The sequence below is a fragment of the Mesorhizobium sp. L103C131B0 genome, assembly GCF_000502275.1.
GTDB lineage: Bacteria > Pseudomonadota > Alphaproteobacteria > Rhizobiales > Rhizobiaceae > Mesorhizobium.
Genome location: NZ_AYXC01000012.1, coordinates 36,904 through 57,749 on the forward strand (window position 1 = coordinate 36,904; position 20,846 = coordinate 57,749).

The 20,846-nt window shown below is 62.3% G+C and carries 21 protein-coding genes; 6 read left to right on the forward strand and 15 right to left on the reverse strand.

The features are described 5' to 3' along the window. Nucleotides 1–11 precede the first annotated feature (11 nt). On the reverse strand, nt 12–890 hold the full coding sequence (locus X730_RS145640) for a LysR substrate-binding domain-containing protein (protein ID WP_023826806.1): 879 nt from the start codon (nt 888–890) through the stop codon (nt 12–14). A 95-nt stretch (nt 891–985) separates the two neighbouring features. Between X730_RS145640 and X730_RS145635 the strand changes: the two genes are divergently transcribed. Beyond that, nucleotides 986–1,957: a quinone oxidoreductase gene (locus X730_RS145635; RefSeq protein WP_023826807.1), complete on the forward strand. Its 972-nt coding sequence runs from the start codon at nt 986–988 to the stop codon at nt 1,955–1,957. A gap of 4 nt (nt 1,958–1,961) precedes the next feature. On the opposite strand, the gene pdeM is transcribed toward X730_RS145635, so the two are convergent. Both pdeM and X730_RS145625 read right to left on the reverse strand, forming a co-directional pair. Continuing rightward, nucleotides 1,962–2,678 carry a ligase-associated DNA damage response endonuclease PdeM gene (gene pdeM / locus X730_RS145630; RefSeq protein ID WP_023692555.1) on the reverse strand — a complete coding sequence of 239 codons (717 nt, stop codon included), beginning with the start codon at nt 2,676–2,678 and terminating at the stop codon, nt 1,962–1,964. After that, the gene (locus tag X730_RS145625) at nt 2,675–5,179 is read right to left on the reverse strand and encodes a ligase-associated DNA damage response DEXH box helicase (protein ID WP_245261390.1); all 2,505 of its coding nucleotides are present in this window, start codon (nt 5,177–5,179) and stop codon (nt 2,675–2,677) included. Before X730_RS145625 ends, pdeM begins: the two co-directional genes overlap by 4 nt. Here X730_RS145625 and X730_RS1000000168730 point away from each other — a divergent pair. Continuing rightward, nucleotides 5,087–5,281 carry a hypothetical protein gene (locus X730_RS1000000168730; protein ID WP_245261392.1) on the forward strand — a complete coding sequence of 65 codons (195 nt, stop codon included), beginning with the start codon at nt 5,087–5,089 and terminating at the stop codon, nt 5,279–5,281. The two genes, X730_RS145625 and X730_RS1000000168730, sit on opposite strands and share 93 nt — an antisense overlap. Before the next feature lie 141 nt (nt 5,282–5,422). Here the strand turns inward: X730_RS1000000168730 and X730_RS145620 are convergent, their stop codons facing one another. From X730_RS145620 to X730_RS145610, 3 genes are all read right to left on the reverse strand, one after another. Next, complete coding sequence (locus X730_RS145620) at nt 5,423–6,283, reverse strand: NlpC/P60 family protein (RefSeq protein ID WP_023826809.1); 861 nt, start codon at nt 6,281–6,283, stop codon at nt 5,423–5,425. A gap of 29 nt (nt 6,284–6,312) precedes the next feature. Then, complete coding sequence (locus X730_RS145615) at nt 6,313–6,663, reverse strand: MarR family winged helix-turn-helix transcriptional regulator (RefSeq protein ID WP_023669596.1); 351 nt, start codon at nt 6,661–6,663, stop codon at nt 6,313–6,315. A 62-nt stretch (nt 6,664–6,725) separates the two neighbouring features. Continuing rightward, nucleotides 6,726–8,087, reverse strand: coding sequence for a leucyl aminopeptidase family protein (locus X730_RS145610; protein WP_023751937.1), 1,362 nt, complete (start codon nt 8,085–8,087; stop codon nt 6,726–6,728). 238 nt (nt 8,088–8,325) lie between these two features. Between X730_RS145610 and X730_RS145605 the strand changes: the two genes are divergently transcribed. After that, nucleotides 8,326–9,147 (forward strand): tetratricopeptide repeat protein, encoded by an 822-nt coding sequence (locus tag X730_RS145605; protein ID WP_023826810.1) that lies wholly within the window; start codon nt 8,326–8,328, stop codon nt 9,145–9,147. A 113-nt stretch (nt 9,148–9,260) separates the two neighbouring features. On the opposite strand, the gene X730_RS145600 is transcribed toward X730_RS145605, so the two are convergent. The 9 genes from X730_RS145600 to X730_RS145560 form a co-directional block, all read right to left on the reverse strand. Continuing rightward, nucleotides 9,261–10,277: a type II secretion system F family protein gene (locus X730_RS145600; protein ID WP_023826811.1), complete on the reverse strand. Its 1,017-nt coding sequence runs from the start codon at nt 10,275–10,277 to the stop codon at nt 9,261–9,263. Nucleotides 10,278–10,317: 40 nt separating this feature from the next. Then, nucleotides 10,318–11,331, reverse strand: a complete 1,014-nt coding sequence (locus X730_RS145595; RefSeq protein WP_023669592.1) for a type II secretion system F family protein — start codon at nt 11,329–11,331, stop codon at nt 10,318–10,320. A gap of 155 nt (nt 11,332–11,486) precedes the next feature. Further along, nucleotides 11,487–12,995, reverse strand: a complete 1,509-nt coding sequence (locus tag X730_RS145590; RefSeq protein WP_023688717.1) for a CpaF family protein — start codon at nt 12,993–12,995, stop codon at nt 11,487–11,489. Between the two features lie 86 nt (nt 12,996–13,081). Continuing rightward, nucleotides 13,082–14,365 carry a CpaE family protein gene (locus tag X730_RS145585; protein WP_023692561.1) on the reverse strand — a complete coding sequence of 428 codons (1,284 nt, stop codon included), beginning with the start codon at nt 14,363–14,365 and terminating at the stop codon, nt 13,082–13,084. A gap of 55 nt (nt 14,366–14,420) precedes the next feature. Beyond that, entirely contained in the window at nt 14,421–15,158 is a 738-nt protein-coding gene (locus X730_RS145580) for a CpaD family pilus assembly protein (RefSeq protein ID WP_023826812.1), read from the reverse strand. A gap of 13 nt (nt 15,159–15,171) precedes the next feature. Beyond that, nucleotides 15,172–16,683 carry a type II and III secretion system protein family protein gene (locus X730_RS145575; protein WP_023823744.1) on the reverse strand — a complete coding sequence of 504 codons (1,512 nt, stop codon included), beginning with the start codon at nt 16,681–16,683 and terminating at the stop codon, nt 15,172–15,174. Beyond that, nucleotides 16,680–17,492 carry a Flp pilus assembly protein CpaB gene (cpaB, locus tag X730_RS145570; RefSeq protein ID WP_023688721.1) on the reverse strand — a complete coding sequence of 271 codons (813 nt, stop codon included), beginning with the start codon at nt 17,490–17,492 and terminating at the stop codon, nt 16,680–16,682. Before cpaB ends, X730_RS145575 begins: the two co-directional genes overlap by 4 nt. A 206-nt stretch (nt 17,493–17,698) precedes the next feature. Next, nucleotides 17,699–18,217: a prepilin peptidase gene (locus tag X730_RS145565; protein ID WP_023823746.1), complete on the reverse strand. Its 519-nt coding sequence runs from the start codon at nt 18,215–18,217 to the stop codon at nt 17,699–17,701. Nucleotides 18,218–18,428: 211 nt separating this feature from the next. After that, entirely contained in the window at nt 18,429–18,617 is a 189-nt protein-coding gene (locus X730_RS145560; RefSeq protein WP_023699479.1) for a Flp family type IVb pilin, read from the reverse strand. Between the two features lie 347 nt (nt 18,618–18,964). On the opposite strand from X730_RS145560, the gene X730_RS145555 reads away from it, so the two are divergent. The 3 genes from X730_RS145555 to X730_RS145545 all read left to right on the forward strand — a co-directional run bounded on the left by X730_RS145555 (nt 18,965) and on the right by X730_RS145545 (nt 20,824). Further along, nucleotides 18,965–19,387: a pilus assembly protein N-terminal domain-containing protein gene (locus X730_RS145555; protein ID WP_023681988.1), complete on the forward strand. Its 423-nt coding sequence runs from the start codon at nt 18,965–18,967 to the stop codon at nt 19,385–19,387. A gap of 153 nt (nt 19,388–19,540) precedes the next feature. Beyond that, nucleotides 19,541–20,158, forward strand: coding sequence for a TadE/TadG family type IV pilus assembly protein (locus X730_RS145550; protein WP_050587454.1), 618 nt, complete (start codon nt 19,541–19,543; stop codon nt 20,156–20,158). A 30-nt stretch (nt 20,159–20,188) separates the two neighbouring features. Next, nucleotides 20,189–20,824 carry a TadE/TadG family type IV pilus assembly protein gene (locus X730_RS145545; protein WP_023688725.1) on the forward strand — a complete coding sequence of 212 codons (636 nt, stop codon included), beginning with the start codon at nt 20,189–20,191 and terminating at the stop codon, nt 20,822–20,824. Nucleotides 20,825–20,846 lie beyond the last annotated feature (22 nt).

Genomic DNA, 20,846 nt, shown 5'->3' on the forward strand with positions numbered 1-20,846 from the left:
GCGTCCCGCCGTCAGGCGGCCCGTGCTCGTGGCGCCGCCGGCAAATCCTTAAGCAGGATTTCGATCGCGGCATCGATTACAGCTGTCCTGCGGTCGTGCGCGTAAAGGCCGTATTGGACCGTGAGCGGCTCGGGCAGGCCGGCTGACGTCTTCAGCACCCGCATCGAAGCGGTGCGCACGGATTCGGGCGGAAGCAGTCCAACGCCCAGTCCGTTCTCGATGGCGGCCTGAAGGCCGGTGACGCTCTGGCACGACAGGACGATCCGGTGCTCCCGGCCGGCGGCGACCAGCGCCTCGATCATCCGCCTGCGCCAAGGGCAGGTTGCGCCGAAGGCGGCGAGATCGAGTGGCCGGTCATGGTCCAGCATATAGTCCTGGGCGCAGACCCACTGCAGTTCGACGTTCCATGTCGTCACGGCATCGGCCGCGACGACGGATGTCGGGGCAATCATGACATCCAGCGCATCCTCGCTCCACAGCCGTCCCAGCGCGACGCTGTGCTCGACCATCGCGTCGAGGCTGATGTCGGGATATGTGCGATGCAGCCGCCCAAGCGCGGCCGAAAGCGCGGCCGTGGTGACCTCTTCGGCAAGACCAATACGCACGCCGCCGCCAATGCTAGCCTGCTGCAGACGCGCCACCGCTTCATCGCCGAGAGCGAGGATGCGGGTCGCGTATCCCAGAAAGAGCTCGCCTTCCGCAGTCGGCACAACGCCGCGGCCGGTGCGCTGGAACAGATGCCGCTGGAGCAGGCCCTCCAGCCGGCGCATCTGCATGCTTAGCGCCGATTGGGTCTTACCGGTCTGCGCGGCGACCCTGCTCAGGCTACCTTGCCGGCAGACCGCGACATAGGTGCGGAGAAGGTCGAGGCCGATCTGTTCAGATATCATTTTGTTTGAACTCTGATGTCATCGGTATCAGTCTACAATGATATCCCGCCACGCGCTATCTCACACTCAAGAGAAACAGCGCAGGGAAGAAAACCATGAAAGCGATCCGTGTTCACCGCCATGGCGGGCCAGATATGCTCGCCTACGAAGATGTCGACATCGGCCAGCCCGGACCGGGCGAGGTGCGCGTGCGCAACCGGGCGGTCGGCCTCAACTTCGTCGACATCTATTTTCGCACCGGCGAATACGCGCCGCCCGCTCTGCCATTCATTCCCGGCAATGAAGGCGCCGGCGAAATCGTCGCCGTCGGTGAAGGCGTCAGCGGCTTCGCGCCTGGCGACCGAGTCGCCTATGTCGAGACGCTCGGCGCCTATGCCGAAGAACGCATCGTGCCGGCGCATTTCGTCGTGCATCTGCCCGACGCCATCGATTTCGAGACAGGTGCGGCGATGATGCTGAAAGGGCTGACGGCGCAATATCTGCTGCGCCGCACGTTTCGCGTCGAGGCGGGCCATACCATCCTGGTGCATGCCGCGGCGGGCGGCGTCGGCCTCATCCTGGCGCAATGGGCCAAACATCTCGGCGCGACCGTCATCGGCACGGTCGGTTCACCCGAAAAGGCCGAACTTGCGCGCGCCAATGGCTGCGACTATGTCATCGACTACAGCAAAGAGAATTTCGCCGCACGGGTGAAAGAGGTCACCAACGGCGAAGGCTGCCACGTCGTCTATGACGGCGTCGGCAACGCGACCTTCCCCGCCTCACTCGACTGCCTGCGGCCGTTCGGCACCTTCGTCAGCTACGGCACAGCGTCGGGGTCGATCCCGCCATTCGACATCATGCTTTTGATGCAAAAGGGTTCGCTGTTCGCCACCTGGCAGTTGCTGTTCCATCATCTCGCCAGGCGTGAGGACGTTGTCGCCATGAGCGAGGATCTGTTCAGCGTCGTCCTCAGCGGCGCAGTGAAAATCCCGGTGCACACAAGCATGCCGCTTGCCGAAGTGGCGGAGGCGCATCGCCGGCTCGAGGCACGGCAGACGACAGGCGCAACCGTGCTTATACCGTAGAAACTTAGCCCGGCCGCAGCATCGAACCGGAAATGGCGAAGATGCGCGCGGCGCCCATCATATAGGCCATCAACGTCTCGCGGCGGAACAGGCCGGCATAGGCGCGGTCGAGCACGTTGAGCGAGCCGGTATAAGCGCCGAAGGCCGGCATGATCATGCGGCCGCCATCGCCGGCAAAGCAGCGCCGCCGCACCGAGCGGCCCTGCTGGACGATGCGGGCGCAAGGGTGAAGATGGCCGGCAACTTCGCCCTCGGTTCTTATCTTCGACGGCTCGTGGCGGAACAGCAGCGAGCCGATGGCGAGTTCGCGCACCGTCTCGCCGGGCAAATCCGCCGGCGCTTCCGGGTCATGGTTGCCGGCGACCCAGAACCAGTCGCGGCCGGCCATCAATGCTTCCAGCCGATCGCGGAAGGTTTGATGCATGCGCTCGGCGCCGCCGCCGTCGTGGAAGGAGTCGCCCAGGCTGATGACGATGGCCGGCTGGTAGTCCGCGATTACCGCCTGCAGCCGGAGCAGAGTGGCGCCGGTATCGTAGGGCGGGATCAGTGCGCCGCGCCTGGCGAAGGACGAGCCCTTTTCCAGATGCAGGTCGGAGACCGCGAGCAGCCTCAGATCGGGGAAATAGAGCACGCCGCGCGAATCACAGATCGCGCGCTCGCCCGCGATGCCGACAAAGTCGGCCTCGGCGATCAGCGATGCCCGCGCCAGCGAAAAATTCATTCCTCAACCATCCCAGGACCCATGGCTTCCTCGACCAAAGTCGCGGCATCCATCAGCAGCGTTTCGTCGGCCTCGCCATTCACCGGCATCTTGCCGATTTCGAGCATGATCGGCACGGCCAGCGGCGATATCTGTTCGAGTGCCTTATGCACGATTCGACCCTGGATACGCGAGAGCATGTCGGCAAGTCTGCTGACATCGAGCAGACCGGTCGCCGCGTCGGCGCGCGTCGCCTGCAGCAGGATGTGGTCGGGCTCATGGCTGCGCAGCACGTCATAGATCAGATCGGTCGAGACGGTGACCTGACGGCCGCTTTTCTCCTGTCCCGGGTGGCGCTTCTCGATCAGGCCTGAAATCAGCGCGCAGTTGCGGAAGGTGCGCTTGAGCAGCCAGCTGTCGGCCAGCCAAGCCTCGAGGTCGTCGCCCAGCATGTCCTGGTCGAACAGAGCGCCAAGCGAAGGTTTCCGCGATTTGAACATCGCGCCCATATCGCCCAGCGACCAGATGGCCAATGCGTAGTCGGTGGCGACGAAGCCAAGCGGCCTGGCGCCGGCCCTGTCCAGCCGGCGGGTGAGCAGCATGCCGAGCGTCTGGTGCGCCAGCCTGCCCTCGAAAGGATAAGCGACGAGATAGTGACGGTTGCCGCGCGGAAAGGTCTCGATCAAGAGGTCGTCGCGTTTGGGCAATACCGATTTGTCGGCCTGGAACCGCAGCCAGTCCGATACCTGCTCGGGCAGCTTCTTCCAGCGCTGCGGGTCGTCCAGCATGGCGCGCACCTGCTCGGCGAGGTAAGTCGAAAGCGGAAATTTGCCGCCGCCATAATAAGGAACCTTGGCGTCGCTTCCCGGCGCATTCGAGACGAAGCATTCGTTCTCGCGGATGCCTTCGAAGCGCAGCACTTTGCCGGCAAACATGAAGGTGTCGCCATGCGTCAGCGTTTCGAGGAAGGCCTCCTCGATCTTGCCCAGAGCCCGGCCGCCGTGCGAAGCCGAGCCTTTGCTGCCGGCCTTGACGTAACGCACATTGAGCGCCGGCACCTCGATGATGGTGCCGACGTTCAGCCGATATTGCTGCGCGACGCGGGGATTGGAGACCCGCCACATGCCGTCCTTGTTGAGGCGGATGCGGGCGTAGCGCTCGTAGTTCTTCAGTGCGTAGCCGCCGGTGGCGACGAAATCAATGACGCGGTCGAATGTCGGCCGGTCGAGGCTGGCATAGGGCGCTGCTGTCAGCACTTCCTCGTAGAGATCGTCGGCGCGAAACGGCGCTCCGCAGGCGCAGCCCAGCACATGCTGGGCCAGCACATCGAGCCCGCCATTGACCAGCGGCGGCGTATCCTGGGCGCCCAGATAGTTGGCGTCCAGCGCTGCCCGGCACTCCAGCACCTCGAAACGATTGGCCGGGATGAGGATCGCCTTCGACGGCTCGTCCATGCGGTGGTTGGCACGGCCGATGCGCTGCGCCAGCCGGCTGGCGCCCTTGGGCGCCCCGACATGCACGACCAGATCGACGTCGCCCCAATCGATGCCGAGATCGAGCGTCGAGGTGGCAACGATGGCACGTAAGGCATTGTCTCCCATCGCCTTCTCGACGCGGCGGCGCTGGGCGACATCGAGCGAGCCGTGATGCAGCGCGATCGGCAAGGTATCCTCGTTGACCCGCCACAATTCCTGAAACAGCAGCTCGGCCTGGCTGCGGGTGTTGACGAACAGCAGGGTGGTCTTGTGGCGCTTGATCTCGCGGTAGATTTCCGGCGTCGCATAGCGCGCCGAATGGCCGGCCCATGGCACGCGCTCTTCCGAATCGAGGATCGAGATTTCGGGCTTCGCGCCGCCGGTTACGACGATGAGCTCAGACATATCGGGACTTGCCAGGCCTTTGGGCGGATTCTGGCTCACCAGCCAGCGCCGCAACTCGTCGGGCTCGGCCACCGTTGCCGACAGACCGATCGTCTGCAGGCCGGGCACGATGCTGCGCAGCCGCGCCAGCCCGAGCGCCAGCAGATGGCCGCGTTTCGATGTCACCAGCGAATGCAACTCGTCGAGCACGACATAGCGCAGATCCTCGAAGAAGCGCCCGGCATCGCCGGCCGCAATCAGCAGCGCCAATTGCTCGGGCGTGGTGAGCAGGATATCGGGCGGCGCCAGCTTCTGGCGCTGCCGCTTGTGGGAAGGCGTGTCGCCGGTGCGCGTCTCGATGGTGACGGGCAGGCCGATCTCCTCCACCGGCTTGCCGAGGTTGCGCTCGATGTCGACGGCCAGCGCCTTCAGCGGCGAGATGTAGAGCGTATGGATGCCGCGCCGTGCCATACCGGCTTTGCGTCTGGGGCGGTTGGCCAGTTCGGTCAACGATGGCAAGAAGCCGGCCAGCGTCTTGCCGGCGCCGGTCGGTGCGATCAAGAGCACCGATTGCCCGGCTTGAGCCTTCGCCAGCAGCTCGATCTGGTGAGCGCGCGGCGACCAGCCTTTTTCGCCAAACCATCTGATGAATGGCTCGGGCAGAAGGACGGCGGCATTTTGTTTGGCAAGGCGCGGCTGCTCGGTCACGCGAAAGAGGTAGCGCGACGGCGCGCGATCGCCAAGCAAAATCGGAACAAAAGGTGATCGGGTGAGTTGTCCTCACCCCGTACGGGGAGAGGATGCCGGCAGGCAGGTGAGGGACAGCGCGAGCTTTCAATCGCTGGCGCCGCCCCTCATCCGCCCTTCGGGCACCTTCTCCCCGTGAACGGGCCGAAGGAAGAGGCGCTACGGCCGCCGAAAGCCCGTCGGCCCGCCATAGAGATACCCAATCCGGCCGATCGCCTCCTTCAGCCCTTCGCGCGAGACCAGCATGGTGTGGCCGTTGGCGTGGATCATGGTCTCGGCGTCGGTCATCACCGCGACATGCCCCTTCCAGAACACGAGGTCACCGCGTTTCAGCCCGGCATAATCGGGTCCCGGATCGAGCGGCTCGCCGAGGCCTGCCGCTTGCATGTCGGAATCACGCAGCACATTGCGGCCGGCCATGCGCATGGCCAGTTGCACGAGGCCAGAACAGTCGATGCCGAAGCCGGAGGTGCCGCCCCAGAGATAGGGCGTGCCGATAAACATCTCGGCGACCGAGACACAGTCGGCGGCGATATCGCTGACCGGGCGCACATGGCCGGCGATCAGCGCCTCGCCGGAAGGCAACAGCGCATAGTGCGTGCCGCGCGTTTCGGCAGCGCCCGTCACCGTCACCGTCGAGCCCATCGACAATTGCCCGCTGATCGGAAAGCGCAGATCCGGGCCTGGATAGAGAAAAGTGCGCGGCGCCGTGACGATGTGGGTTGGCGCATGCTCGCGTGCGCCCAGCATGGTGGCGCCGACGTAGCCGACATAGCCGTCGCGTTCGGCCTGGACCCAGGCCCAGCCTTCGGCTTCCTCGAAGACAAGCACATCGTCGCCGAACAGTACCTGCGTGTTGACGCCGGCATCCGGGCGCGGTGCCTTGCGCACGTCAGCCACGGAGGCCGTGATCCGAGCCGGACGGCCGGTGACGAAGCGATCGGCCGAAACCTCCCCTTTCAGCCTTGCATCGGCGAGGTCGGAACGGAAGGCGTGGAGGCGGGCATCCCTGGCAGTCAAATCGGTACTCGTTCTAATTCATGGATTGATCAGATGGGCAGTTCATGAGCCCTGGCAACGATACCATCCCCGAAGCGCTCGACAAAGAGCGCGCCTTCGACCGTGCGCCGGATCAGCACATTGCGCTTGTCGAGCTCGTCGCGATGGCGTGACACCAGTTTCAGCGCACCCATCGTGTCGAGCGCGCGGGTGATAACCGGCTTGGTGACATTGAGGCGGGCGGCTAGACCGCGCACCGTGTGCGGCGGCGGGTCGAGATAGATGGTGAACAGGATCGCCGTCTGGCGCATGGTGAGATCTGGCGCGCCGGCGCGCACCTGCGACAGCATCACCTGCTGCCACAGCCGCATCGCCTGGCTCGGACGCATCGAAATCGACATCGCCCGAGCATGACGGCAAATTGTTTCGGTTCCGTTTCAGTTTTGGTGGCGGTCTCAGGGCGTCAGGCATAGCGCCTCGAAATGACCCGCTCCAGTGCACGGATGCCTTGCGCCTCGCCGCCGGCGGGTCCATAGGGGCGATCGGACGGGTTCCAGGCGAAGATGTCGAAGTGCGCCCAGCCCGTTGTCCGTTCGACAAAGCGCTTGAGGAACAGCGCCGCGGTGACCGAACCGGCGAAGCCGTCGGTGGTGACATTGTTGATGTCGGCGATCTTCGACGCCAGCCTGGCGTCATAGGGCCGCCACAACGGCATGCGCCACAACGGATCCTCGACGGCCATGGAGGCCGCAGCCAGTTCGGACGCCAGCGTTTCGTCGCCAGTGTAGAAAGGCGGCAGATCGGGGCCGAGCGCGACACGCGCTGCCCCGGTCAGCGTCGCCATGTCGATCAGCAGTTCCGGCTCCTCGTCATCGGCCAGCGCCAGCGCATCGGCCAGCACCAACCGCCCTTCGGCGTCGGTGTTGCCGATCTCGACGGTAATGCCCTTGCGGCTGGTCAGCACATCTCCAGGCCGGAAGGCGTTGCCGGCAATCGAATTCTCGACCGCCGGGATCAGGACGCGCAGCCGGACCTTCAGCCCGGCAGCCATGATCATAGAGGCCAGGCCAAGCACATTGGCGGCGCCGCCCATATCCTTCTTCATCAAGAGCATGCCCGACGAAGGCTTGATGTCGAGGCCGCCAGTGTCGAAACAGACACCCTTGCCGACCAGCGTCACCTTCGGCGCGCCTTCCGGTCCCCAAACCATGTCGATCAGGCGCGGCGCTCCGACCGAGGCCCGGCCGACCGCATGGATCATCGGGAAATTCTGCTTCAGGAGATCATCCCCCTTGATCACCGACACCTCGGCCTTGTGAGTGGCCGCCAGGGTCCGCACGGCCTTCTCCAACTCGTCCGGTCCCATGTCGCTGGTCGGCGTGTTGACGAGGTCGCGCGCCAGGAAGACGCCGTCGGCGATGCGCCGGACACGACCCGCATCGGCGCCGGACGGCAGCGCAAAACGCAACGCCTTGCCTGATTTCTTGCCGTAGCGAGTGAAGACATAGCCGCCGAGCACCAAGCCTATGGCCGCGAGTTCCGGCTCGGCTGGAGCGGCGGCAAAATGCCAGTCGCCTTCCGGCAAGGCTCTCGCCAGCATGCCGACGGCCAGCGCCCCCTCGCCATCACCGACGCCGAACAAGGCGCCGGCAAGGGAACCGTTGTCGCCGGGCAGGGCCAGCGTCCTGCCGGCTTCGCCGGAAAAGCCGTTGGCGGCCGCCCATGCGATCGTGGAAGGCGAAAGCGCCAAAGCCTCCAGTCCATCCCTCGCGACCAGATGGACCGGCAAGGCAGTGCTTAGTGTCTCGATGAGTTCGACAGGCATTCGATGGTCTCCGGGAGGCTTGCAGATCGTCCTCAGTCAAGTGACAGGGACGTCGAATGATTTCAACACCTATGCACAGAGCCGGACATTGGACATGCCAGGCCAAAGGCTTCCGGCGGGCCGTTCACCGATCCGACGGCTCACTTTTTAACTGTCCGTTAGGGTTAACAGAATATTTCTGCGGGGATGAAGATGGCCACGTGAATGGCCACGCGCAGGAATGGAGAGCCCCGTGCCGATGCCCACCAACCGCAGGATGAACGTCACGGGCAAACGGTTGGTCACCACGGCACTGCTGATGGCGCTGGCGGCCGGTGCTGCGGGGTGCGGAACCAGCAAGCTCACGACCGGCTCGATCGGGCGCACCAGCGGCAAACCGCTGGAAACCATGTCGGCCAGCGAGTTGCACGGGGCGACCGGGCGGCTGGGCGAATCCTACGCAAAGAACCCCAACGACAAGCGGCTGGCGACAAATTTTGCGGCGGCGCTCCAGATGGACGGCGATGCCGACCAGTCGCTTGCCGTGATGCGCAAGCTGGCGATCGCCTACCCCAAGGACCGCGACGTGCTTGCCGCCTACGGCAAGGCGCTGGCCGCCAACGGCCAGTTCGAGCCTGCGCTCGACGCCGTGCGCCGGGCGCAGACACCGGAATATCCGGACTGGCGGCTGATGTCCGCCGAGGCCGCCATCCTCGACCAGCTCGGGCAGAAGGATGAAGCGCGCCAGAACTACCGCAAGGCGCTGGACCTCAAGCCGAACGAACCCTCGATCCTTTCCAATCTCGGCATGTCCTATGTGCTGGAAGGCGATCTGCGCACCGCCGAGACCTATATGCGCTCGGCAGCCCGGCAACCGAATGCCGACAGCCGGGTGCGCCAGAACCTTGCGCTGGTCGTGGGACTGCAGGGCCGCTTCGACGAGGCCGAGAAGATCGCCTCGCAGGAGCTTTCGCCCGAACAGGCGCAAGCCAATGTAGCCTATCTTCGCCAGATGCTTGCCCAGCAGAACGCCTGGAGCCAACTCAAGGATCAGGACAAGGCAAAGCCGGCGACCAACTGAGCGCCGCATGGGCGCCGGCTCCGCACAGCGCAAATCCGTCCACGCATCAACGCTGAAAACCAAGAGCCGCACTGCATTGGCAGTGCGGCTCTTTTGTACGGCTGCAACGAGGCCTACTGGCTTGAGGAATTGTGCTGGTCGCCGAAGATGCCGCGCTGACTGACCTGAATGCCGGCTGGGCCCAGAATGATGGCGAACAAAACCGGCAGGAAGAACAGGATCATCGGCACGGTAAGCTTCGGCGGCAGGGCGGCGGCCTTCTTCTCGGCGGCATTCATGCGCATGTCGCGGCTTTCCGAGGCCAGCACGCGCAATGCGTGCGCCACGGGGGTGCCGTAGCGTTCGGCCTGGACCAGCGCCTGGGACACTGACTTCACCGATTCCAGGCCGGTACGAGCCGAGAGGTTTTCATAAGCCTGCCTGCGCTCCTGCAGATAAGAGAGTTCGGCGTTGGTCAGCACGAATTCCTCCGCCAGCGCCACCGACTGCGAACCGATCTCCTCGGAGACCTTGCGCAAGGCAGCCTCGACCGACATGCCCGATTCGACGCAGATCAGCATCAGGTCCAGCGCATCCGGCCACGCCGCCTGGATCGACTGCTTGCGCTTGGCGGCACGATTGTTGACGTAAAGGATCGGCGCGTAGAAACCCGCGTAGGCGACAAGGATGCAGACGAACAGTTTCACGAAGGCCGGCCGGTCCGGCAGTCCGCCGAGCACGAACAGATAGATCCCTGCCAGCGCGAAACCGACAAAAGGCAGGATCAGGCGGAAGAACAGGAAGCGCGTCAGCGGGTTCTGGCCACGAAAGCCCGCCACCTTGAGCTTCTGCAACGTGCCTTCATCGGCCAACGCACGCCGCAGGTCCAGCCTGTCGACGATGTTGCGCATGCCGATCGACTGCTCTTCGCGCAGCCCCTTGCGGCGACGATCGGCTTCATTGGCAAGCCGCGCGCGCTGCTTGGCGCGCAATTCGTCACGCTCCAGCGCCACCGATCTCATGCGCGTCTTGAGCTGATTGCCACCAAGGGCCGGCAGCACCGTGAAGACGGTCGCGAACACCGCAATGCCAACCAGCAACGCTATCAGGAAGGCAGGATCGGTCAGCGATTTTACGACTTGGTCGGTCATTCGTTTTCAGTCTTTTCGTTTCGAGCTTTCCAAGGTCGGCCTAAACTTCAAAGTTCATCATCTTGCGCATCACCAGAATGCCGATCGACATCCAGACGCCGGAACAGCCGAGGATCAGATTGCCGGTGCTGGTGGTGAACAGCGGCATGATGTAGTTCGGGCTCGACAGATAGACGAGAAGGGCGACGACAAAAGGCAGCGCGCCGATGATGACGGCCGACGCCTTGGCTTCCATGGAAAGCGCCTGGACCTTGGCCTTCATCTTCTTGCGATCGCGAAGCACGCGCGACAGGTTGCCAAGCGCCTCGGAGAGATTACCGCCGGCCTGTGACTGGATCTGGATAACGATGCCGAAGAAGCTTGCCTCGCTGCACGGCATGGTTTCAGCCATGCGCAAGGTGGCATCGGGGATGGACATGCCAATCTGCTGTGAATCGACAATCCGGCGGAACTCGGTCTTGACCGGCTCCGGCGATTCACTGGCGATCAGGCGAATGGCGTCGTTGAGCGGCAGGCCGGATTTGACGGCGCGCACGATGATGTCGAGGGCGTTGGGAAATTCGTTGAGGAACGCCTTGACCCGGCGCGCGCGGCGAAACGAGACGAACCAGCGCGGCAGGCCGAGCGCCCCCGCCAGCAGCGCGCCCGGCAGGACCAGAAGCGGCGCGCCGGCGAGATAGGCAAGCACCGTCAGCGCGATCCCGCAAATGACGGAGTAGATATAGAAACGCTCGATCGAGACCTGCATGCCGGCCTGACGAATCTGGGCCTTCAACGGCGGCTTCTTGACGGCGAGTTCGTTGGTTTTCTGCTTTTCGTCGAGCTGTTTCAGCGTATCCTGGACAGATTTACGCCGCTTGACCGCCTCCGCGACACGGTCGCGCGAAGCCTTGACGACCGAACGATCGGTCTCGGCCGCCTTGATCGTCTCGAGCCGCTTGCCGGCCTGCTTCTCGTTGCTCATCTTCGTGAACAGGAAGGCATAGGCGACCGCACCGGCGCTGAAGCCGGCGAGCACGATGAACGCCAGTACGGTGGTGTCAATTCCGAACATCGACCTCGGTCCCCAGCGCATATCGCCGTTTCAAGGAAACGGCGATATGCGCTATCGCTTTGTTTTGACGCAATTCCCAAGGGAAAGCACTACGCGCTTTTCCCGGGAAAACCGCTTCACACTTTTTCTGGAATTGCTTCCAACCTCGATATGCGTCAGTCAGCGCGTTTCTCCATCGATTCCAGCGCATTGGCGAGGCGCTGTTCCTCGCCATAGTAGCGGGCGCGATCCCAGAAGTGCGGACGGCCGATGCCGGTCGACACGTGCTCGCCAAGCAGCCTTCCATTCGAGTCCTCGCCCTTGATGTTGTAGAGCACGATATCCTGCGTGATGATGACGTCGCCTTCCATGCCGATCACCTCGGTGATGTGGGTGATGCGGCGCGAGCCGTCGCGAAGGCGTGCTGCCTGGATGATGACATCGATGGAGCCGACGACGATTTCACGCACGGTCTTCTGCGGCAGCGAATAGCCGCCCATGGCGATCATCGATTCGATACGGTTCAGGCATTCGCGCGGGCTGTTGGAGTGGATCGTTCCCATCGACCCGTCATGGCCGGTGTTCATCGCCTGCAGCAGGTCGAAAACCTCCGGTCCGCGCACTTCGCCGACGATAATGCGTTCGGGCCGCATGCGCAGGCAGTTCTTGACCAGGTCGCGCATGGTCACCTCGCCTTCGCCCTCGAGATTGGGCGGGCGGGTTTCGAGACGCACCACGTGCGGCTGCTGCAGTTGCAGTTCGGCCGAGTCCTCGCAGGTGATGACGCGTTCCTCGCGGTCGATATAGTTGGTCAGGCAGTTGAGCAGCGTCGTCTTGCCGGAGCCGGTACCGCCGGAGATGACGATGTTGCAGCGGACGCGGCCGATGATCTTGAGGATCTCGGCGCCCTGCGGCGAGATGGCGCCGAACTTGACCAGCTGATCGAGCGTCAGCTTGTCCTTCTTGAACTTGCGGATGGTGAGCGCGGTGCCGTCGATGGAGAGCGGCGGGGCGATGACGTTGACGCGGGAGCCGTCGGGTAGGCGGGCGTCGCAGATCGGACTCGATTCGTCGACGCGGCGGCCAACCTGGCTGACGATGCGCTGGCAGATGTTGAGCAGCTGCTGATTGTCGCGGAAGCGGATGCCGGTCTGTTCGACCTTGCCATTGACTTCGATGTAGACGTTCTTGGAGCCGTTGACCATGATGTCGGCGATATCGTCGCGGGCGAGCAGCGGCTCCAGCGGGCCGTAGCCCAGCACATCGTTGCAGATGTCCTCGAGCAACTCTTCCTGCTCGGCGATCGACATTGCGAAATTTTTGATGGCGATGATGTCGTTGACGATGTCGCGGATTTCCTCGCGCGCGCTCTCGGGATCGAGCTTGGCGAGTTGCGACAGGTCAATGGTGTCGATGAGCGCGGAGAAGACCTGGCTCTTGGTGTCGTAGTAGGTTTCACTTTTTTCGCGCTGGATCTTTTTTGGCGGCTCCGGCGCCATCGATGGCGCCTCAACGGCACGGCGAGTTGGCGGGGTTCCCGGCGCTCCAGGCGGCGCTGCCGCGGGCCGGGCAAGTACCGCCATGTCCGCAGGCGTTGCAGTGGCCGGCGCCGCTGGCGCCGGTGCTGGCTGACGGAACTCCGGGGTGAACCGGCCGCCGTCGTCGGAGCCTCTTTTACCAAACATGATCGACTACCAATTCCGTCCAGAACATGATGCCGAAGCGGTTTTCGGACGACATCATGCTCTACTTCTTGATTTGGAGGGGAGCGTCATTTCTTGTTACGCGAGAGCTTGCCGAGCAGGCCGCCAAGGCCTGCCTTCTTCCTGGCCTTGATTTCGCTGCGACCGGTCAGGACATGCGCGATTTCGTTGATCATGCCGACGACCGGGCTCCTGGCATCCATCTCGCCCAGCATGCGGCCGTTGTTGGCGGCATTTCCAAACAACAACGGGTCGAAGGCGATGACCGACATCGGCGTGAGGCTGAGCGGCTCGGCGAAGTCGGAAGCGGAAATCTCGGGCCGTTTCGGCACGCCGGCCTGGTTGATGATCAGCTTCGGCGGCGGATCGTTCGGGCGAAGCCTCGTCAGCATATCGACCAGGTTCTTGGTGTTGCGCAGATTGGCCAGTTCCGGCGTCGCCGTGATGACGATCTCGTCGGCCTTGATCAGTGTGTTCTTGGTCCAGCCCGTCCAGATATGGGGGACGTCGAGCACCAGCAGCGGCACGCTGCGCTGGGCGGTATCGATGAGTTGCGTGAAGGCATCGGGATCGAAATCATAGACACGTTCCAGTGTGGAGGGCGCGGCGAGCAGCGACAGATGTTCGGCGCACTGGGCAAGCAGACGGTCGAGATAGACTTCGTCGACGCGTTCGGGCGAAAATACGGCTTCGGCGATGCCTTGCGCGGGGTCCTGGTCGAAATTTATGTTGGCCGTCCCGAAAGCCAGGTCGAGATCGGCGACGACCACTTCCGACTTGAACAGCGATGACATCGCCCACGCTACATTGTGGGCGATGGTCGAGGAGCCGACGCCGCCCTTGGCGCCGATGAAGGCGATCGAGCGGCCGATCGGCTCGGCTTCCGGATCGACGAAGATCGATGACACCACGGAGACGATATCGGCCATCGACACCGGTGCGATGACATATTCGGAAATACCGAAGCGAATGAGTTCGCGGTAGAGACCGACATCGTTGTAGTGGCCGATCACCACGACTTTGGAGGAGGGATCGCAATATTCTGAAAGCTGGGCAAGCTGCTCCAGCAATTGCTTCGGTTCGCTGCGCGATTCCAGCAGGATGAGGTTCGGCGTCGGCGCCGATTGATAGAATTCGATCGCCGTGGCGATGCCGCCCATATGCACTTTCAGATGCGCCTTGGCCATGCGGCGATCCTCGCCGGCCCGCTCCACCGGATGCGCGACACCTTCCGTCTCGCAAAATGCCTGGATAGAAATACGCGGCACCGGCCGCAGCGCCTGCATCGCTGCAACATCCGATTGGGAGCTGTCGCCGCCGTCTCCGGGCGTGTCGTAGGCAAGATTGCTCATCGTCATGCTCTTTTCCGTGACTTCTCGTTCCGGTCTCTACGCGGGACCGGCGCTCCTAATACGTCACTTCCGAACTGCCGAGGAACTCGTCCGAAATACCTCTGCCGCGATAGACGTCGATCACCGCGCCGCGGTTCTCGGCGTCGATATCGGACGACTTTCTTGGCCCGAGCAGATCGGCCGGATTGGCGAGTTGCGCAGCGAGGTTGTTTTGAGAGGAGCAGCCGTAATCGGCGTAGTGCTTGTTTTCGGAGGTTGCGAGGATGTCTTCGGGCCAGCGCCCGCATTTGTCGGTCTGGGCTCTCACCGAAATATAGGAAACGCGGATAGGCGCCGAGGCTTCCGGGGAAACCGACTGGTAGGAGGTCACCACGATCCGGTTTCGCTTGATGCCGCCGGCAACCGCCAGCCTGGCGAAATCGCGCGCCGCGGCAGTCGCCGCCACCTCATTGGCCGAGCCGATCGGGATTGCGATCGTCAGCGCCGGGGCAGCGCTCCTGTCGTAGCCGTCAAGGAAGCCCAGAAGCGTGTCGCGCTGCGAGCCGGTCATGCCGCGATCGCCGGCGCCGACCGGGAGGTCCAGCTTCTGGTTCTTCTCGGCAATCATGATCGGATGCGTGGTGCGATAATCATCGGGAATCGCCCCAACCGTGATGCTGTCGCGCTTGGCGCAACCGGCGAGCGAGGCGGCGATCGCGATCGCCAGGATCGGCATTGCCGATCGGCTGATCCGGGCACGGCCGGACCGCACTGTCGCGGCGACCGCCATTGCCTTCGATGTTGACTGAGACATGTCCGCTCCCCGCTTACTTGTAGATGAAGCCGACAACGCCGTGGTAGCGGCCGTTGGGCTTGTCTGTCTGCATGGTGCCGTAGACGCGGTTGACGCGGCCAAGGAACATGGCCGGGCCATCGCCAGCGGCGTTGAAATTGTCATCCGGCTTGGCCAGGTCGTTGCGCGCCACCGGCCGCGCCAGATAAGGCGTGATGATGATGACCAACTCGCTTTCGTTGCGGACGAAATCGCGGCTGCGGAAGAGCGTGCCGAGCACCGGGATCTTGGTCAGTCCGGGCAAGCCGTTTACCGCCTGCCTGACGTCGTCGCGGACGAGGCCGGCTATCATCATCGATCCACCCGAAGGCAGTTCCACGGTCGTGTCGGCCAAACGTTTGCGCAGCGATATGACGTTGGTGTCTCCGAAAGAGACCGCGCCTTCGGTGGTCGGTTCGGAAACCGACGTCCTGACCTTCAGGCTGATGCGACCGGGCGACAGCACCACAGGCTGAAATTCCAGGCCGATGCCGTATTCGATTTTCTGAGCCGTCCAAACCCTGTCGGCATTCTGATTGGCATCCGACTTGGCATTTGTAACGGCGCTGACCATATTGTACTCGCCGCCGACCTTGAAGGTCGCCTTCTCACCGGAGACGGCCGTCAAAGTAGGCTCGGCCAGCGTTTTCATGACGCCGGACTGCTCCATCGCAGTGATGTAGCCCTGCAGAGCAGAGGTGGCAAAATTGACCCCCGAACTCGACAACGGCTTGCCTAGGCCGGGGAAGGTGTCACTGGTCGCATTGAAGCTGATGCCGTTGGAGCTGCCTTTGCCAACCATGTTGACGCCGAGCTGCTTCATCACCGAGCGGCTGACTTCGGCCACGGTCACCTTCAGCGTCACCTGGTCGTCGCCGATGATCTGCAGCAGGTTGACGATCTTCGAGACCCGGCGTTCGGCATCCGGATTGTTGATGTCGACGCCGCCATTGGCATTGCCGCCTGCCGCGGTCTGCGAATACTGACCGGTCGTCGCTTCACCGCCGGACACGAAGATGGTTGCCAGATCGACGGCGCGCTTGGCATCGAGCGGCGTGTCCACCGTCCCGGTCAGGACGACGTTGTCGTTCAGCAACTCGACCTTGATCTCGGCATTCGGAAGGAAGCGCTTGAGATAATCTTCCAATCCGGCGACGTCGCGTTCGACGGCCAGATCCAGGCTGGCGATCTGCTCGCCATTGGGACCGAAGACGAAGATGTTGGTTTCGCCCACCGACTTGCCGAACAGATAGATCCGCCTTGCGGTGCGGGTCACCGCATCGGCGACCGCGGGGTTGGCGACCAGGATGTCGTAGGCGTCGCTCGGCAGATCGATGACCACCGATTTGTTGAGGCCAAGCTTGACACGTTGCGTGGCCGACGAGGCCATGACCCCGACGCTCTTTCCGGCGGCCTTGGCGTCGACAAGGCCACTTGCATGGGCTCCGAGAAAAAGCAGACCGATGGCCGCAGCCGTGGTGACCGGCAGTCTAGCGACTAACCTCATTTCCTTGCCCCTACTTCGGAAACTTCGCCCGATTTGATCAACCGCACCGTTCCGCGCCGCCCATTGCCGGAAACGAGGTAGTCGGCTTCATCGGTACCCTTTTCCTTGTTGTCGGTGATCGAGCGCAGCGCCAGCGTCAGGCGATCGGCCATCTGCTGGGCGACGGTGATGATCTCGGCCTGCTGCGGCGTCAGCTCCAGCGTCGCCGTCTGTCCGACCCTGGTCTTCTTGCCTTCCTCGTCCTCCTGGATGGTCTGATCGATCGCCAGGACGCGGATGTTCTTGAGGATGGTCTCGGTGGTGAATCCGCTACCGGCGTTGCCGGTGTCGGATCTGCGGGTCATGATGACGTCGACAAAATCGTTAGGCAGGATAAAGCCGCCTGCCGACGTGTCGGCCGAGATCGCGGTGGCGACGGCACGCATGCCGGTGGGCAGGATCGAAGACATGAAGCTCTGCCCCTCGCCGATCAGCTTGGAGCGCCGCAACGGCTCACCGGTGTACATCGCCATGCGGGCGACGGAGCCCTTCAGCTTCTCCCGCGCTTCGGGTTCGGCGGCACGGGTGATGAAATTCGCATTGATGCCATCGGACGGCCAGGACTCCCAGCTGAGATTGTTCTCAAGCGGGCTTCCCATCGGCACGTCGCCGGAAAGCACGAGCACATCCTGCAAGGCGATGGCCGGCGCCTGCGGGGCATCGACGACGACCTGCTGGGGCGGGACCGCCACCATATTCTTGGCAACATAACCTGCACCACCCGCCGCGGCCACCGCCACGCCCAGAATGATCAGTCGGGATGCTGGCATCTGTCCGAACCCTCGCCTTTAGGCAACCACCTAGCCAGGCCGGACTTTGCAGCGGCAATCGTCAAAACAAGGTTAATACAATGCTTACGATCGTGATTAATTCAAGGTTTACATAATTACACGACCATGCTCCGACAAAATGAAAAAGGCGGCCAAGCCGCCTCTTTTCAGGATCGATGCCGAAAGGGCAGAGGAGGTTCGCTACATCAGGTCGCCAACCTTGCCAATGCCCATTCCATCAAGGGCGAATCGGGATAGGTCAGCAGCCCGCCAATGCCGAGTGCGATGCCATAGGGAACGCCATTCATCTCGTCGGCGAAATGGCGCAGGACCGGATTGTGACTGGTGTAGGTCGCCAGCGGCGATTTCCGATAGAAGAGAATGGCGAGCGTCAGCATGCCACCGATGAACGTCGAAGCGACGAGGTAATTGACAAGGTGAATGTTGAGCCCCATCCAGATGGACGTGGCTGCCAAAAGCTTGGCATCGCCTCCGCCCATGCCGCCGAGCGCAAACAGACCGAAAGTCACGGCCAGCACCAGGCCGCCGGCGGCGAAATGCCAGCCGTAAGTTGCCCAGTCCATACCCGTCAGTGGCGCAACCACGGCAAAGACGGCCACAAGCAGCACCGGCACCCGATTGGAGATTGTCATCGACAGCGCGTCGGAGATCGCCGCAAAAAGCATGCAAAACGGAAAGACAACGAAGATCAGCGCGTTGAGCATCGGTCTCTCATGGTTGGAAAGGCAACGATGGCTGCAGGTTAGGCGGCTTGGGTTAAGGATTGGTGAGTTCTGCTGATGCGGGGCAAATCCCGGGAAATGTCAGGGCGCCAAGCGGCGCAGCAAAGACCAAAGCCAAACGATCTTCAAAGACAAAAGGGCCGCCAGCGAGGCGGCCCTTCCAGTCTACCAGTCGAAACAGGATGCTAGACTATTACTTACAAGCAGCGTTCGTCGGATCCTTCACGCAATCCGCGATGTCCTTGAACTTGTTGTTCAGGGCATTGCCGAGCTGACCAGCGCCAACCATGATGGCAAGCGCGATGAGAGCTGCGATCAGACCGTATTCGATAGCGGTCGCGCCGGATTCGTCCTTCGCGAAACGTGCGATGAGATTAGACATTCGAGAGCTCCTACTCCACGTGTTACAGCACTTCCGTCAACTTCTGTGGTGGTTGATCGGATGCTGCCAATCTACGGAGAAGCTCTTTCAATCGGCTTAATAAACAGCCTTACCGATTCCTTTCCCGCTTCGAACAGCTTGCGTGGTTAACCGTAAACTAAACGCTGGACAGTAGCTCGCCTGCCCGTGAAGAGCTGTAATTTCACGGCTATCGGCAGGATGCATTGTTACATTAGCTGGCAGCAGGATTGGTGCGAATACCCCGGCGCCGGTCAAGGGTTTAACCGTTGGTTCACCAATCTCCTTCATGTTTCTTTGAACAAGTTTTGCCGCTGTGGAGCGCCTTGATGACTGCCATGAAATCGTCATTCCTGCTTGTCGCGCTTCTCGCCGTCCCGGCTTTTGTGCTGCCGGCCAAGGCCGGAGCCGGCATCGAAGTGACGATGAATCAGGCCAAGATCGTCAAACTGACACGCCCCGCCGACACCATAGTCGTCGGCAATCCGGCGATTGCCGACGCCTCCGTCCAGGATGCATCGACGATCGTACTGACTGGCAAGGGGTTCGGCGTCACCAATCTGGTTGTCCTCGACCACGATGGCAGCCCGATCGTCGACGAGCAGGTGACCGTGGTGCGCCAGGACGCGTCGTCCGTGCGTATCTACAGGCGCGCCTCGGTACAGACCATGTCCTGCACGCCCTATTGCGAAAGCTCGTACAAGAGCGACTCGGAAAAGTCGTCCGAAGCCGAGATGAGCGCTGGGCAGTAAGCGCCTCAGTTGGCTCGATTGTCTCGGGAAAGCCGCGTCGGTTAGCGGCCGGTTAATGTCGCCTGGTCGAATTTAACGGTCATTCAAACCGGAGCTAAATGGGTTCTTGATAGTGGTGCTGACGGTACCGCATCAGGATCGCAGGAACGGGATATGGGCGACGTTTTGGACGAGGATTCAGAACGCGAGATCTGCAAGGCCAAGGCAGGGCGCGTGACGTTTGCCCCTCATTTCCTTCGTGATCGGCGCGGCAGCACGGCGATAGAATTCGCGATGCTTGCGCTACCGTTTGCGGCTCTCGTCTTCGCCATCCTCGAGAGCTGCGTTTCATTTGCCGGACAGGAGGTGATGGCCAACATCACCGATGATATCGCCCGTCAGTTGCGTACTGGCCAGTTGAGGCAAGCGGATGTGACGGAAGAGAAGCTGAAGGGCTTGGTCTGCGCCAGACTCGAGATCATTGTCGCGAAGGGTTGCCCCGGTTTGCTGGTGGATCTGCGCCCGTTCAAGACCTTTGCCGGGGCAGCCAGTGCGGGTTTCACGATTTCCGGCTCGACCATCACGCTGACGGGCAAGGATCCGGATACAGGCAAGGACCCGGCTTTCGGGACCCCTACAATAGGTCCGGCAGAATCAAAGAACATGCTGCGGGTCTTTTACCCTTGGCCGGTCATGACCGATTTCATGGCTCAATACATGTCGAATATGGATGGCGGCAAGACTCTGCATTACGCGACGACAACGTGGCAAAACGAGCCATTCGACAACTGAAATTGCACGTGTAAGCAAAAGGAAAAGTGCATGTTTCGTGCGGGGGCACATCCGGGGATGTCGGTTAGCTGGAAGAGAGCGGAGCGGTTTTTTTCCGATCGGCGCGGCATAGCGGCCGTCGAGTTTGCCCTCATCGTGCCTGTCTTGCTGATCATGTATTTCATTACGATGGAGGCCTCGCAAGCCATCGAGGCCAGCAAGAAGGTCAGCCGCATCAGCTCCATGGTTGCCGACCTCGTCACGCAGCAAACGTCGGTGGTCAACGCAGATCTCACCGACATCATGAAGATCGGCAACTCCAGCCTTCAGCCTTACAACCGCTCGGTCGCCAATATCTCCATTACGGCAATCGACATCAGAACCGACCCGAACAATCCGATACCGCAAGCAAAGGTGGCGTGGTCCTGGAGCGTGCTGGATGGAAAGACTGGCCGCGACTCCAACCCGACAACTTCCACCACCGTTCCGGCGACGCTCAATGTTGCGGGGACTTTCCTCATTCGTGTCAAAACCACTCTAGCATACCAACCGATCATCTCCTGGTCGGAAGGCTCCGAAAAGCCGCTCGGATTTATCTCGGCCTTCAACGAAGGCAAGATAACGATGAGCGAAACCTACTATCTCAGGCCGCGCCGGACCACGTCGATCCCCTGCAGCGATTGCTGAAGCAGCTCTGGCCCATCCGACC